The organism is Xaviernesmea rhizosphaerae, from assembly GCF_001938945.1.
In the GTDB taxonomy this organism is placed as follows: domain Bacteria; phylum Pseudomonadota; class Alphaproteobacteria; order Rhizobiales; family Rhizobiaceae; genus Xaviernesmea; species Xaviernesmea rhizosphaerae.
Window position 1 is genome coordinate 138,237 of the sequence record NZ_MKIO01000030.1, and the last position, 13,675, is coordinate 151,911.

At 64.5% G+C, this 13,675-nt stretch carries 9 protein-coding genes and 1 tRNA gene; 8 read left to right on the forward strand and 2 right to left on the reverse strand.

Going from position 1 to position 13,675, the window contains the following annotated elements:
* Positions 1-44: 44 nt before the first annotated feature.
* The 4 genes from BJF92_RS12980 to BJF92_RS12995 all read left to right on the forward strand — a co-directional run bounded on the left by BJF92_RS12980 (position 45) and on the right by BJF92_RS12995 (position 5,199).
* Positions 45-1,178 (forward strand): ABC transporter ATP-binding protein, encoded by a 1,134-nt coding sequence (locus BJF92_RS12980; protein ID WP_075635168.1) that lies wholly within the window; start codon positions 45-47, stop codon positions 1,176-1,178.
* A 5-nt stretch (positions 1,179-1,183) separates the two neighbouring features.
* The gene (locus tag BJF92_RS12985; protein ID WP_075635169.1) at positions 1,184-2,104 is read left to right on the forward strand and encodes an ABC transporter permease subunit; all 921 of its coding nucleotides are present in this window, start codon (positions 1,184-1,186) and stop codon (positions 2,102-2,104) included.
* Positions 2,104-2,964, forward strand: a complete 861-nt coding sequence (locus BJF92_RS12990; protein WP_075635170.1) for an ABC transporter permease — start codon at positions 2,104-2,106, stop codon at positions 2,962-2,964. The genes BJF92_RS12985 and BJF92_RS12990 overlap by 1 nt, the downstream gene beginning before the upstream one ends.
* A gap of 258 nt (positions 2,965-3,222) precedes the next feature.
* A complete protein-coding gene (locus BJF92_RS12995; protein ID WP_075635235.1) occupies positions 3,223-5,199 on the forward strand; it encodes an acetoacetate--CoA ligase in 1,977 nt (658 codons plus the stop codon).
* A 104-nt stretch (positions 5,200-5,303) separates the two neighbouring features.
* On the opposite strand, the gene BJF92_RS26080 is transcribed toward BJF92_RS12995, so the two are convergent.
* Positions 5,304-9,605: a PAS domain S-box protein gene (locus tag BJF92_RS26080; protein ID WP_143524020.1), complete on the reverse strand. Its 4,302-nt coding sequence runs from the start codon at positions 9,603-9,605 to the stop codon at positions 5,304-5,306.
* 274 nt (positions 9,606-9,879) lie between these two features.
* Between BJF92_RS26080 and BJF92_RS13005 the strand changes: the two genes are divergently transcribed.
* The 4 genes from BJF92_RS13005 (at position 9,880) to BJF92_RS13015 (ending at position 12,853) form a co-directional block, all read left to right on the forward strand.
* The gene (locus BJF92_RS13005) at positions 9,880-10,341 is read left to right on the forward strand and encodes a phasin (protein WP_075635171.1); all 462 of its coding nucleotides are present in this window, start codon (positions 9,880-9,882) and stop codon (positions 10,339-10,341) included.
* A gap of 415 nt (positions 10,342-10,756) precedes the next feature.
* Positions 10,757-10,833, forward strand: a tRNA-His gene (locus tag BJF92_RS13010).
* Positions 10,834-11,005: 172 nt separating this feature from the next.
* Positions 11,006-11,311, forward strand: coding sequence for a hypothetical protein (locus BJF92_RS25165; RefSeq protein WP_143524021.1), 306 nt, complete (start codon positions 11,006-11,008; stop codon positions 11,309-11,311).
* A gap of 84 nt (positions 11,312-11,395) precedes the next feature.
* On the forward strand, positions 11,396-12,853 hold the full coding sequence (locus BJF92_RS13015) for a methyl-accepting chemotaxis protein (protein ID WP_075635172.1): 1,458 nt from the start codon (positions 11,396-11,398) through the stop codon (positions 12,851-12,853).
* A gap of 111 nt (positions 12,854-12,964) precedes the next feature.
* On the opposite strand, the gene BJF92_RS13020 is transcribed toward BJF92_RS13015, so the two are convergent.
* Positions 12,965-13,669: an SDR family oxidoreductase gene (locus BJF92_RS13020; protein ID WP_075635173.1), complete on the reverse strand. Its 705-nt coding sequence runs from the start codon at positions 13,667-13,669 to the stop codon at positions 12,965-12,967.
* Positions 13,670-13,675: the final 6 nt, after the last annotated feature.

Consider the following 13,675-nt stretch of genomic DNA (forward strand, 5'->3'; position numbering starts at 1 on the left):
CGTGCCTATCGCCCCCTTCCGGACCGCAGAGGGAATCAACGCGCATGAAGTCACTCGGCATCTTCCGCCGCTCCTTCGCCCCCTGGGCGGATCCGAATGCCAAGCCCTTCATTTCCTTCCGCAATGTCACCAAGCGGTTCGGCGATTTCACCGCGGTCGACAATCTCTCGCTCGACATCTACACGCGCGAATTCTTCGCGCTGCTCGGCGGCTCGGGCTGCGGCAAATCTACGCTTCTGCGCATGCTGGCCGGCTTCGAGCAACCGACCTCGGGCGAGATCATGCTCGATGGCCAGTCGCTCTCGGGCATTCCGCCCTATCGCCGCCCTGTCAACATGATGTTCCAGTCCTATGCGCTGTTCCCGCATATGTCGGTGGAGAAGAACATCGCCTTCGGCCTGAAGCAGGACGGCATGCCGAAGACCGAGATCGCCGAGCGCGTCGCCCAGATGCTCAAACTGGTCAAGCTCGAGGCCTTCGCCGCCCGCAAGCCGCACCAGCTTTCCGGCGGCCAGCGCCAGCGCGTGGCGCTCGCCCGCTCGCTCGCCAAGCGGCCGAAAGTGCTGCTGCTCGACGAGCCGCTCGGCGCGCTCGACAAGAAGCTGCGCGAGGAAACCCAGTTCGAGCTGATGGACCTGCAATATGAGCTGGGCCTGACCTTCGTCGTCGTCACCCACGACCAGGAAGAAGCCATGACCATGTCCGACCGCATCGCGGTGATGAGCCATGGCCGGGTGATCCAGGTGGCGACGCCGGCGGAAATCTACGAGGCGCCCAATTCGCGTTTCGTCGCCGAGTTCATCGGCGATGTGAACATGATAGAGGGCAAGGTGGCGCTGGAGGATGGGCGCAGCATCCTCAGGACGGCCGAGGGCATCTCGGTCGCCCTGCCGGAAACGCTGGCGGAGGGCCAGTCGGTGGCGCTCGCCGTGCGGCCGGAAAAGCTCAAGGTCAGCCGGCAGCAGCCGGAGGGCGCCGGCGTCCATGCCATGCGCGGCGAGATCTGGGACATCGCCTATTTCGGTGACATGACCGTCTTCCATGTGAAGCTGCCGAGCGGCAAGATCGTCAAGGCCTCCTCGCTCAATGCCACGCGCGGCGTCGAGGATCCCTTCGGCTATGACGAGCAGATCTGGGTCTCGTTCGAGCCGCAGGCCGGCATCGTGCTGAAAGGCTGAGCGCCATGCAGAGGGCCATTTCCGCCGTCACGCGCCGCCTGGTCATCCTGATCCCCTATGGCTGGCTGCTGTTCTTCTTCCTCATTCCCTTCCTGATCGTCCTGCGCATCTCCATGTCCACCTCGGCCGTGGCCATGCCGCCCTATACGCCCGTCTTCGACTGGAGCGAGGGCTGGGCCCGCATCCGTTCGGCACTGTCCGAGCTTTCCTTCGATAATTATGTCTGGCTGGCCGGCGATCCGCTCTATCTCAATGCCTATCTCTCCAGCCTCTGGATCGCGCTCGTCTCCACCGCGCTGACGCTGCTGATCGCCTATCCCATGGCCTATGGCATGGCCAAGGCGCCCACGACGCTGCGCCCGACGCTGGTCATGCTGGTGATCCTGCCCTTCTGGACGAGCTTCCTGATCCGCGTCTATGCCTGGATCGGCATTCTCAAGCCCGAGGGTCTGTTCAACCAGTTCCTGCTGTCGATGGGCGTGATCCGCGAGCCGCTGATTATTCTCAACACCAATTGGGCGATCTATATCGGCATCGTCTATTGCTATCTGCCCTTCATGGTGCTGCCGCTCTATTCGGCGCTTGAAAAGATGGACCACAGCCTGACGGAAGCCGCGCTCGATCTCGGCTGTACGCCGATCCAGGCCTTCTGGCGCGTCACCTTTCCGCTGTCTCTGCCGGGCGTGATTGCCGGCTGCCTGCTGGTCTTCATCCCCGCCGTCGGCGAATTCGTCATTCCCGATCTGCTCGGCGGATCTGAAACCCTGATGATCGGCCGCACGCTCTGGAACGAGTTCAACGGCAATCGTGACTGGCCGGTCTCCTCGGCCGTCGCCGTCGTGCTGCTTCTCTTGCTTGTCGTGCCGATCATGCTGTTTCAAACCGCGCAGGCCCGGGCCGAGCGCGCCGAGCGGGAGGGACGCTGATGGGGCGCTGGTCGCGGTTCAATGTGGCGTCGATCGCCATCGGCTTCGCCTTTCTCTACCTGCCGATCGTGCTCCTGGTGGTCTATTCCTTCAACGAGTCGCGGCTCGTCACGGTCTGGACCGGTTTTTCCACCAAATGGTACGGCACGCTCCTGACCAACCAGGCGCTGCTCGACGCAGCCTGGGTGACCTTGCGTGTCGGCGTGCTCTCGGCCAGCGCCGCAACGGTTCTCGGCACGCTGGCGGCGCTGTCGCTCTCGCGCTATTCCGAGTTTCGCGGGCGCACCCTGTTTTCCGGCATGATCTATGCGCCGCTGGTCATGCCCGAGGTGATCACCGGCCTGTCCATGCTGCTGCTCTTCGTGGCCGTGGGGCTCGATCGCGGCTTCTGGACGGTGACGCTGGCGCACACGACCTTCACCATGTGCTTCGTCGCCGTCGTCGTGCAGTCGCGCCTGCAGAGCTTCGACCGGTCGATCGAGGAGGCGGCGATGGACCTTGGCGCGACACCGGTGGCGACCTTTTTCCAGGTGACGCTGCCGGTTATCTTGCCCGCGGTGCTTTCCGGCTGGGTGCTGGCCTTCACCCTCTCGCTCGATGATCTCGTGATCGCCTCCTTCGCTTCCGGACCCGGCGCCACCACCCTGCCGATGCGCATCTACAGCCAGGTGCGCCTGGGCGTGACGCCGGAGATCAACGCGATCTGCACCATCCTGATCGGCATCGTCGCCTGCGGCGTGCTGATCGCGGCCCTGGTCACCCGCCGGCGCGAGCTGCAGCGCCAGCGCGACGAACGCGCGGCCTTCGCTGAAGGCATGAGCCGCGCCATCAATCCGCCCCCGGCCGCTGCTGGCGGCTAGACCATCGGACCGAAAAGTGGGAACCGGTTTTCGGTCCGATGCTGTCATCGCCGGATGTCGGCGATCCGCCCGGCGGGGGATGGACGCGCGTGGCGAAGAGGAATGCCGCCGGCCCATCTTGCGGCGCAGCGCGGCATCGGTTTTCATGCGCGGCATCTGTTTCAGGGCAAAGCCATGGCGTGCTTTGCCCGCAGGGTGCAGACAGCATCCGCCACGATGCGCAGGCGCCTGCCGCGTGGCTTTGGGGAGAACGACGACATGCAGCCGGACAGCCTGAACCATTCCGCAGCCGAAGCGCCGCTCTGGGTCCCGTCTCCCGAGAGCATCGCCGCAGCGCCGCTCACCCGCCTGATGGCGCATTGCGCCGAGCGGCATCGCGTCCATTTTGCCGATGTCGATGCCTTCCAGGCCTGGTCGGTGGCCGATCGTGCATCGTTCTGGGAGGCCGTCTGGGACTTCTGCGGCGTGATTGGCGAGAAGGGCGAGACCCTGCTGATCGACGAAGGCCATATGACAGAGGCGCGCTTCTTTCCGCAGGCAAGGCTGAACTTTGCCGAAAACCTGCTGCGCGGTGAGGGCGAGGGCGACGCCATCCTGTTTCGCGGGGAGGACAAGGCGCAGGACCGCTGGTCGCATGGCCGGCTGCGCATGCAGGTCTCGCGCCTGCAGCAAGCCATGGCCGCGCTCGGGATCGGCGTCGGCGACCGCGTCGCCGCGATGATGCCGAACCTGCCGGAAACGCTGGCGCTGATGCTGGCCACCGCCTCGCTCGGCGCGGTCTGGTCCTCCTGTTCGCCCGATTTCGGCGAGCAGGGCGTGCTCGACCGTTTCGGCCAGATCGGCCCGAAACTCTTCATCGCCTGCGACGGTTACTGGTACAATGGCAAGCAGCAGGATGTGGCCGACAAGGTGGTGGCGATTGCCGGCAAGCTCGGCTGCCCGGTGCTGGTCGTGCCCTATGCCGGCGACGCGCCGGCGCTCGTTGCCCGCCTTACCGATGGCCGCAGCCTGGAAGATTTCGCCGCCCCCTTCGCACCGGCGCCGCTTGCCTTCGCGCGGCTGCCCTTCGCCCATCCGCTTTACATTCTGTTCTCGTCGGGCACGACGGGCGTGCCCAAATGCATCGTCCATTCGGCCGGCGGCACGCTGCTGCAGCACCTGAAGGAGCACCGCTTCCATTGCGGCATCGAAGAGGGCGAGAAACTGTTCTACTTCACCACCTGCGGCTGGATGATGTGGAACTGGCTGGTCTCCGGGCTCGCCTGCGGCGCCGTGCTCTGCCTTTATGACGGCTCGCCCTTCTATCCCGATGGTCGCGTTCTGTTCGACTATGCGCAGAGCGCCGGTTTTGCCGTGTTTGGCACCTCGGCGAAATATATCGATGCCGTGCGCAAGGCCGATCTGGTGCCGGCGCGCAGCCATGATCTGACCGCGCTCAGGCTGATCACCTCCACCGGCTCGCCGCTCTCGCCTGAGGGCTTCACCTTTGTCTATGAGGGCATCAAGCCGGATGTGCAACTCGCCTCGATCTCCGGCGGCACCGACATCGTTTCCTGCTTCGTCCTCGGCAATCCGCTGAAGCCGGTCTGGCGCGGCGAGATCCAGGGGCCCGGCCTTGGGCTCGCGGTTGATGTTTTCGATGAGGAGGGGCGCCCGGTGCGTGGCGAGAAGGGCGAGTTGGTCTGCACCAAAGCCTTCCCCTCCATGCCTGTCATGTTCTGGAACGATCCCGACGGCGCCAAGTACCGCGCCGCCTATTTCGAGCGCTTCGACAATATCTGGTGCCATGGCGATTTCGCCGAATGGACCGCCCATGGCGGCCTTGTCATCCATGGTCGCTCCGACGCCACGCTCAATCCCGGCGGCGTGCGCATCGGCACGGCGGAGATCTATAACCAGGTCGAGCAGATGGAGGAGGTGGTCGAGGCGCTGTGCATCGGCCAGGATATCGATGACGACGTGCGCGTCGTCCTCTTCGTGCGCCTCGCCCCCGGTGTGGCGCTGACGGAGGAACTGCAGAAGGCCATCCGCACCCGCATCCGCACCGGCGCCTCACCCCGCCATGTGCCGGCCAAGATCGTGGCGGTCACGGACATTCCGCGCACCAAGTCCGGCAAGATCGTCGAGCTCGCCGTGCGCGAGGTGGTGCATGGCCGCCCGGTGAAGAACAAGGAGGCGCTCGCCAATCCCGAGGCGCTGGACCTCTTCGCCGATCTGCCGGAGCTGAAAGATTAAGGGATCGGCCGAGACGTGGCATCGGGTTTTCGGAAAAATCCGATGCCTGAAGGGCAGAGGATCGGAATGCCCGGACGCTTCCCTTCGGAATGCGCCTGGAGCGCCTACTCCGCCAGAACCCGCTGCGGCGGGAAGGCGATCTCCACCAGCGTGCCCTCGTTCGGCGCTGAGGAAATGGAGAAGTTTGCGCGGTTGGCCTCCACCATCGCCTTGGTCAGCGGCAGGCCCAGCCCGGTGCCGTCGCCGCGCGCGCGGGTGCCTGTGGTCACCTGGCGGAAAGGCTTCATCGCCTGCTCCAGCTCGCTGCGTGTCATGCCCACACCGGTATCGCGGAAGCGCAGCGTCACCGTGCCATTGGCCTCATAGGCCGAGGAGACGACGATCTGCCCGCCCGAGGGGGTGAAGCGGATGGCGTTGGTGAGGATGTTGAGCACGATCTGCTTGATCGAGCGCTGGTCGGCCACCACGCCCGGCACGGTGGAGGAGAGTGAGGTGCGGATGATCACCCGCTGGGCGTTGGCCTGCGGCTGCACCAGCGCCACGGCCTCGGCCACCGCGCTGTTGAGCATGACGGCAGTGAAGTCGAGATCCATCTCGCCCGCCTCGATCTTGGAAATATCCAGGAGATCATTGACGATATCCAGCACATAGCGGCCGGAGCGGCCGATATCGCCGGCATATTCCACATAGCGCGGATTGCCGATCGGACCGAAATGCTCCGTCGCCATCATGTCGGAAAAGCCGATGATGGCGTTCAGCGGCGTGCGGATTTCATGGCTGACGCGGGCGAGGAACTCGCTCTTATGGGCATTGGCGGTCTCGGCCGCGCGCTTGGCGTTGCGCAGCTCCTCCTCCGTCCGCTTCCACTGGGTGATGTCGCGGATCACGGCGCAATAACCCTTGGAAAAGGACAGGCGGCCCATGGTCATGAACAGCGGAATGAAGCCGCCGGAGGCCTCGCGGCCTATCACCTCGCGCCCGTCATTGAGCACGCTGGCGACGCCATGGCCGGAAAGGCCGGCGAGATAGTCGATCACGCTCTTCTGGCTTTCATGGGCGAAGAGCATGGCGAAGGGCTTGCCGCGGATTTCCTCGTCATCGTAGTTGAACAGCGCATTGGCCGAGCGGTTGAGCGAGCGGATCTCGCCGTCAGCCCCGAGAACCACGACCCCATCGGTCGCCGTTTCCAGTATGGCGCGCAGCTCGTCCACCTCGATGCGCAGCCGGCCGATTTCCTGCTCGCCCTTCTCCTGCTCACCCCTATCCTGCGCATCATGGGTCGCTTGCGCCTGTGCTTCGGCGGGCGCATCGCGCTCCGCCGCTTCCGTGCCGGCAGCCTCTGCCGGGTGGTCTTGCGAAACCGCCTGCAGCCGTTCCGGGCTCGGGCCGGGAGCCTTGGATGGATCGGGATTGAGCGCGGCCAGCGCCAGCATCAGCACGACGCCGCGATCTTCCCAGCGCACTGTCTGCAGCCGGGCGGAAACAGGCAATAGCCTTCCGTCGTTGCGGATCATCATGACGGCACCGGCCGGCACGTCGATCAACCCTTCGTCTTCGCCGACGAACAGGGCTTCGAGCCCGCCTTCGCCGATGAGATCAGCCAGCGAGTCATAGCCCGTCAGCGCCAGCAGCGCGGGATTGGCATGGAGCAGATCCTCGCCCGTATGGATGAGGATGGCGGTCGGCTGCGGATCGACGATCGCGGCAGTCAGCACAGACCCCTCGCTCGACAGCGGCTCGCCGCCAGGCCCGGTCTCCGAGACCTGGCCATCATGCGAGGGCTCTGCACGATCCTTCGAGAGGTCTATCGACTCGACCGGTGTGCTGCTCTCCGCTTCCGGCTCCGACGCGTCCTCCGCCCGCTCGCCGAAGGCTTCTCCGAGCTGGCGTGCGATCTCGCGGAAAGCTGCCCGCTCACTGCGGCTCAGGCTGTCGAAGCTGCCGCGGCGGTGATCCTGCAGATGGACCACGCGCTCATCGCCGGCACTCGCCGGCTCGACGATGCGCAGGGCCGGCCGCTCTCCGCGGAACGGATCCTGCGGCGCGCTGTCGTCCTCGGCGCCAGCCTCTTCTTCGCCGCCAGCCTCTTCTTCGGCCTGGTCATCCGCGCAGAGTTCGGATGTCGCCGCCTCGCCCGGATCGTCGGTCGCCGCCTGCGGCAACACAGCCTCGTCCTGAGCGTCACGCGGCAGATCCGGTTCAGCGGGCTGCGCATCCTCTGCTGCTGCTTCCGGGTTCGGCTGCGCCGCATCTTCCGTTCTGTCGGCCTGCTCGGAGGCCGGGCCTGCCGCGTGATCGAGCGCGTCCTCGGGCTCCTCACTGCCGCGCAGCAATGCGCCAAGATCGGTGTCGAGCGTCTCGATCAGCCGGCCGATGCCGCCATCATCCGCCACGGCATCGGCCAGGCGCACGATACCGAAACCGCGGAAACCATCAAATTGCCGCTCGCGCGAATAGGTCGGCAGGGCCGCGAGATCGACGGGAACGCGCAGATCATGGCCCTGGATCGGCCAGTTGATTGTCTTTCCGGACCATGTGTCATGACGCTTGAGAAGATTGGCGATGGTCTGCTGCGGATCGAGGTCCATCAGCGCCGCCAGATCGACGAAGCGCAGGCCGATGACATCGGCAGCCTTTGGTCCGACGGCCTGCGCGAATTCCGGCGAGATCTCGCTGAAGCGACCATCGGCATCGATCTTCCAGACGAAGCGCATCGTCCGCATGCTCGGGTCAAACCGGAAGCCCTGCGTCTCCTCTGCCGGTTCCTCTTCTGCCCTTGCCTCTGCGACAGGCTGGGGGGCCGTCGGCTGGTCTTCCAAGGCGGGCGCTTCGTCAAGCGCGTCCTGCGCAGGCGGTTGAGCCGCAGTCTCGGTCTCGGCCGCCACGGCTTCGACCGTTTCGATGTGCCCTGTGTCCGGCTGCTCCACGGCAAGCGGCCCCGCGTCCGCCTGAATCGTCTGCTCGGCTTCGTCTGCTGCTTCTGTTTTGGCTTCCGGCGCAATCCGTCCAGTCTCGTCAGAGTCAGCCTCGTCCACGGACTGTCCGGCGTCCGCGTCCAGCGACGAGACCGGCTCCGCCGCATTTTCGGCCGGGGCCTCCGATGCCGGATCCGCGTCCGTCGCCTGATCTGCGTTGCTGCGAATTTTCTCCGCCACCTGCAGCACATAGGCGGCGCGGGCTTCGGCCAGCGTCGTCGGCAGGTTCAAGGTCTCGTCCTTCATCAGGCCGTCCAGATCGTCCTCGCCCAGAGCCTCGGACGGCTCCTCGATCTCGACCGTTTCAACGATCGGCGGCGCATCGGCCTGTGCAGGCTCGATCACTGCGGCTTCCACCACCGGATCGGTCACGTCCTCCGTCTGCGTCGCGGAGATATCCTCGCCGGAAAGCGGCGTGTCCACCGCCTCCTCGATAGGCGCGGCCGGCCCTTCCGCCTGCGCAGGCTCGATTGCGTCTGCCGCGACCGGCGCGGCGGTTTGCGCAGCGTCGGGCATGGGCGCATCCGCAGCCTGTGCCGCGTCAACGGCCTCGCCAGCCTCGACATTCCGGTGCGGCTGATCCTCCTCCGGCATCTGCCCCTGGTCGGCATCGGCCGGCGCGGGATGCGTCGCAGCCGGAGACGGGTCGGGCGCCTGAGCGCTTGCGGAGGCCATCGCGGGCAGGGCGGACACGGCCGCGCTCGACGCGGACAAGTCCGTTTCCGCATGCGGCGGCTCGAAATCCGGTGTGGCGTCCAGATGGCCGAGAATGGTTTCCACGGCCAGAAGCAGGCTCAGCGGCGGGTCGTCGCTGAGCCGGCCGATGGCGGCGGGAAGGTGGCCCTTGCCGGTGGGCACGGGGCGCTTGATCAGCCAGCCGTCATCACGCGCGGCGGCCTTGATCAGCAGGCGGCAATTGGCCGTTGTCATGCCGAGCGCGGCAAAGCCGGGGGAGGCAGCCAGCACGGCGCCTTCGCCATCCAGCACGGCCATGTGGGTGTCGGGATCCTCGAGGCCTGCAATCATCCGCTCTGCGGCGCGGGCGGGGGGCAGGGCTGCGCCGGCGCGGGGCGCGGTAAACAGCACGGCCTGCTCGCCATCCTTCAGCAGAATCAGTTCCACGGCGGCCTGGACCGCCACCCGGCGAAAACCGGCGCCGATGCGCATGACGAAGCCGCGCCGGTCGCCCTCATCGCGCAGCGCTTGAGCGGCGGCGTGCATCTGCCGGAAGGCGACATCGCCGGCCGGCGGGCCGGCCTCTAGGAAATCATAGATCGAGCCGCCGGAGAACAGGGCGGCCCCCTCGCCATTGGACCAGAGGACACGGGCGAGATCGGGCGAGAACAAAACCGCCGCTTCGCCGCGGGCAAAATGTGCACGCACGCGTTCGTGAACGGCAATGTCGATGAACGGATAGGAGGTCGCGGGCATCGGCTGAGACTTCAAGGACACGGGAACGGGCGAATGGTCTTGGCGCGGCCTTAAGCCCCGCAATTCTTAACAAGCCCTTAATACCGTTCACCGCCGCTTGGGTCCAGCGATCGCCTTGAACAGCCTGGGCTTTCGCCCGCCAAGGTTAATGTGATGCCGATTTGATGTTGCGATGCACAATGATATTGCGTCGCAAAATAACCTGTGCTATAGAGTGCTCACAGGCTTGAGGGTGCGTGATCTCGTCAGGCCATCACTCAAGGAGAACGCTATCATGGCTGCCAAGGCTGCACTTTCGACCACCCCTGCTGATGTTTTCGGCTTTTCCGCTTTCGATCCGAACAAGATGAATGCCGGCTTCCGCGAAGCCGCCGAAAAGAGCATCAGCCAGTCCCGCGAAGCCGCCCAGAAGCTCAAGGCCCTGACCGAGGACGCCACCAAGACGCTCGAAGCGACGATGGAAACGGCCAAGACCGGCAGCGTCGAACTGGGTATGAAGACGCTCGAAGTCGTGCGCGCCAACACCGAAGCAACGCTGTCGCACATCGAAGCCCTGATGGGCGTGCGCTCGGTCTCCGAGCTGGTCGAGCTGCAGAGCGCTTTCGTGCGCCGTCAGGTCGAAGCCACGATCGAGCAGACCAAGGCCCTGCACGAAGCCGGCAAGGACGTCGCCGAACGCGTCGCCAAGCCGACCACCGAAGCCGCCCGCAAGGCGATGTCGGCCTTCTCGCTCTAAGGTCAGATTTCTGATCGGACCGGAAGCCTGAAGCTGGTTTTCGGTCCGGCGCCCTCGGCGCGAGGTTCCCGCTGAGCAGATTCAAGTTTGGGCGGCCTCGTATCGCGTGCCGCCGCCCATGCAGGCATCAGGCGCATCAGACCGCAAAGTCAGACCTGGTTTCGGGGAAGCCCGATGTCGGTTCCATGTTCGCCCGTGCTCAAGCCGCCCCTGCCAAAAGGCCCGGGCGGCTTTTGTGCATCTCGGCCGTCGTCTCAGCGAACCCGTCAGGCGCAGGGTGCGCTTTTCCGGCGGATAGCGGCGGCTTAAGCCAGGATCTCCTGGCCTATCCCCGTTTTTTGTGGACCAGATCCCGAAAACCTCTTGCAAATTTCCGCCTCTCCGCTTAATCACCCCGCAGCGGAAACGCTGTTGTGCGGTTGTAGCTCAGTTGGTTAGAGCGCAGGTTTGTGGCACCTGAGGTCGGAGGTTCGAGACCCCCCAACCGTACCATTTTACGTTCATCATTGCGCCATTTCGTTTGCTTGGCATGTTTTTTCCGACTTCGGCCATGCTCGCCGGTCTGCGCACCGTTGACGCTTCTGTAGATTCCCCCTCGTGATTGCCGGCAACGCCAACGCGCTCGTCATTATGGCGGCAGAAGGCCGCGAGCAAGATGCGGCCTGTGATCGAGCGATCCACCGAAAGTCCGCAGAGGATTTCGTTAGAGTATCGGACCGAAAAGTGGGAGCCGTTATTCGGAGAAATCCGATGTAAAAACGAAATTCCGGAGCATCGGACTGCCTCCTTCTATCGGTCCGATGGTCTCGCGCCGCTGGAAAAGCAATCTTCTGATGCATCACGCCAGATTCGGCAGCCCGGTGTGGAAAACTACCGCGCCGAAGCGGTGTCGCGTCAATGGGTCCAGATTCGGCTCTCGAATCATTACTTTGTTCCTATCAGCGACACTTGGTATCAGGCAGGTGTATGACGTAATTAAATTTTAATTTTCATTTGATTAGCTTTTCCGCATCATGACCGCTGCCAATTGAAGTCATGAATGCAGGAGGGGCTCATGGATAGCATCGAGGATAGGATCAAGCCGTGGCCGGCCGACAAGCGCGTGATCGGGGAGGCTGTGCGCGATGCCGTGTTGCCCCAGTTGGGTCCGGTTCTGAAAGCCGCCTATGCATCGGTCGGAATGAGCGACGTGCCGGAAGAAATGCTGCAGCAGGAGGAGCGCAAGTTCAAGCGCATCTCGACGGGTGATTTCTGTCCTGCCTATTTCGCCGAACAGGCGGTCATCGCCCGTAATATCGCGACACAGGTATCCTATCCCGACTATCTCGCCGGCTATGCCTTTTATGCCGCTGGTCTGACCTCGGCGCTGGTGGACAAGGTGAAGTGGAAAAGCAAGTCGCGCCGCGACGCCTTGTTGTTGTCGCTCGCACAGTCGATCTTCTCGGACGTGGCGGTTGCCATGAACCATTTCTTCGCCGGGGAAGCGGAGCGGCTGGAGCGTGAGCGTGCCGAGAAGCGCGCGGTGCTGGAAGAGGAAGCCCGTCAGGTCGAGCATGCCGTTGCGGTTATCGGACAGGGTCTGATGCGCCTGTCGGATGGAGACCTAGCCACCATGATCCAGGAACCGCTGAAGGCGCAGTACGATCGCTTGCGGCAGGATTTCAACGCCGCGCTGGGCAATCTCGCCAGCGCCATGAGCACGGTGCTCACCGTCGCCAGCAATATCGGCAGCGGAACGCAGGAGGTCAACGCCAGCATCTCCGATCTCTCCTCGCGCACGGAGCAGCAGGCAGCCTCGCTTGAGGAGACGGCGGCGGCACTGAGCGAGATCACCACCAATGTGGCGTCGGCCAGCAAGACGACCGACGAAGCCAAGCAGATTACTCTGGCTGCCTCCCGTGCGGCCGACAAGTCGACGGCCGTGGTTGCCCATGCCGAAGAGGCCATGCAGCGGATCGAACAATCCTCCCAGCAGATCTCCAACATCATTGGCGTCATTGACGAAATTGCCTTCCAGACAAACCTCCTGGCGCTGAACGCCGGCGTCGAGGCCGCCAGAGCGGGGGAAGCGGGCAAGGGGTTTGCCGTGGTTGCGCAGGAAGTGCGCGAACTAGCCCAGCGATCGGCCACCGCTGCCAAGGAAATTAAAAGCCTGATTCAAAATTCGAGTGCCGAAGTCGGCAAAGGCGTTCAGCTTTTCCGCGAAACTTCGAGTGCGCTGAAGGTGATCGGTGAGCACATCACCCAAATCAATCGCCAAATGGACATGATCGCCACGACATCGCGCGAACAGGCCGTCGGTCTGGCGGAGGTCAATTCCGCCATGAGCGCGATGGACCAGAACACGCAGCGCAACGCGGCCATGGTCGAGGAACTCCTGGCAGCGGCCGCAACACTTGACGACCAGTCCGCCATGCTGCGGGAGCAGATCTCGCGCTTCCGCACTGATAGGACCGAGGACGGACATAGGCTTTCCGACCGTCAAACCCGGCCGATGGCACGGCGCGCTTAACTCCGGCGCCCTGCAGGGAGAGAGCCGGTATGCGGTTGCCTTGGACCAAACCTTTGGCAAGCGGCGGCATGATCGCGGCCGTTGCCAGAGGGTTTGGATCGTCCTCCCGCCTCAAACGCTGCGCATCAGCCCGCCATCGACGCGGATGTTCTGCCCGGTGATATAGCCTGCGCCATCGGAGGCGAGGAAGGCGATGGTGGCGGCGATTTCCGCGCTGGTGCCGTATCGGCCCATGGGCACGCTGTCGCGGCGTTCCTCCGTTGCCGGCAGGCTGTCGATCCAGCCGGGCAGCACGTTGTTGATGCGGATATTGTCCTTCGCATAGGTGTCGGCGAAGAGCTTGGTGAAGGCCGCGAGGCCGGCGCGAAAGACGGCGCTGGTCGGGAAGAGCGGCGAGGGCTCGAAGGTCCAGGCGGTGGAGATGTTGACGATCGCGCCGCGCTTTTGCGCCTGCATGATCGGCGTGACCAGCCGCACGGGTCGGACGACATTGAGGAAATAAGTGTCCATGCCCTTGTGCCAGTCCTCGTCGGTGATCTCGAGCAGGGCGGCGCGCGGGCCATGGCCGGCGCTGTTGACCAGCGCGTCGATCCGCCCCCAGGCGGCCATGGTCTCGTCGACGAGACGTTTGAGATCCTCGGTCGACTGGTTGGAGCCGGTCACACCGAGGCCGCCGAGTTCCTCGGCCAGCTTTTCGCCCTTGCCGGACGAGGACAGGATGGCAACGCGATAACCATCGGCCGCGAGTTTGCGCGCCGCCGCAGCCCCCATGCCGCTGCCGCCCGCTACGATGACGGCCACCCTCTCGCTTTCCATGAAATC

Excerpts from the sequence above, each read along its gene's own strand:
- BJF92_RS12980 (WP_075635168.1), top strand. The coding sequence starts at position 45 with ATGAAGTCACTCGGCATCTTCCGCCGCTCCTTCGCCCCCTGGGCGGAT.
- BJF92_RS12985 (WP_075635169.1), top strand. The coding sequence starts at position 1,184 with ATGCAGAGGGCCATTTCCGCCGTCACGCGCCGCCTGGTCATCCTGATC.
- BJF92_RS12990 (WP_075635170.1), top strand. The coding sequence starts at position 2,104 with ATGGGGCGCTGGTCGCGGTTCAATGTGGCGTCGATCGCCATCGGCTTC.
- BJF92_RS12995 (WP_075635235.1), top strand. The coding sequence starts at position 3,223 with ATGCAGCCGGACAGCCTGAACCATTCCGCAGCCGAAGCGCCGCTCTGG.
- BJF92_RS26080 (WP_143524020.1), bottom strand. The coding sequence starts at position 9,605 with ATGCCCGCGACCTCCTATCCGTTCATCGACATTGCCGTTCACGAACGC.
- BJF92_RS13005 (WP_075635171.1), top strand. The coding sequence starts at position 9,880 with ATGGCTGCCAAGGCTGCACTTTCGACCACCCCTGCTGATGTTTTCGGC.
- BJF92_RS13015 (WP_075635172.1), top strand. The coding sequence starts at position 11,396 with ATGGATAGCATCGAGGATAGGATCAAGCCGTGGCCGGCCGACAAGCGC.
- BJF92_RS13020 (WP_075635173.1), bottom strand. The coding sequence starts at position 13,669 with ATGGAAAGCGAGAGGGTGGCCGTCATCGTAGCGGGCGGCAGCGGCATG.